At 68.5% G+C, this 457-nt stretch carries 1 protein-coding gene; it reads right to left on the reverse strand.

The genetic code is table 11. The features are described from left to right. On the reverse strand, window positions 1-264 hold a 264-nt coding region (locus RNC47_RS36715; RefSeq protein ID WP_311605210.1), incomplete at its 3' end, for an NADH-quinone oxidoreductase subunit A. Between the last annotated feature and the right edge of the window lie 193 nt (window positions 265-457).

The following is a 457-nucleotide window of genomic DNA, read 5'->3' on the forward strand; positions in this document are numbered from 1 at the left end:
GGCGTAGACGTAGTAGCGGACCTGGGTGTGGGCCCAGCCCTCGCCGACGGGGTCGACACCGCACTCGTACGTGAGCAGCTTCTCCGGGGTGGGGACCACGGGGCGCAGGAGCCGTCCCGCCCCGAACGCGACGGCCACGAACAGAACGCCGACCAGGGCGAGCAGGCCCACCACCGAGTAGCTCTGGAAGTACTCCGACGCGAGGGCGGTCTGTTGGTGGACCGGCACGTACGCCACGTGCGGCACTTCCGGCACGTACGCCATGTCCTTCACGTCCGCCCCTTGCTCATCGTCATCCAGTTCTGGCCCCGCCCGTTCCCGGGGTCTCTTCGTACGCACGGGAGTCTAGGCCCTGATAAACGCACAGTAAGCAGCCGCGTCGCGCCGAGGTGGGGTTATCCCTACTTCATGCCACCCACGAGCCCCATGGCGTGCGCGGAACCGGCCCGGCAGGCTG

The sequence above is a fragment of the Streptomyces millisiae genome (assembly GCF_031845425.1).
Lineage (GTDB): Bacteria > Actinomycetota > Actinomycetes > Streptomycetales > Streptomycetaceae > Streptomyces > Streptomyces millisiae.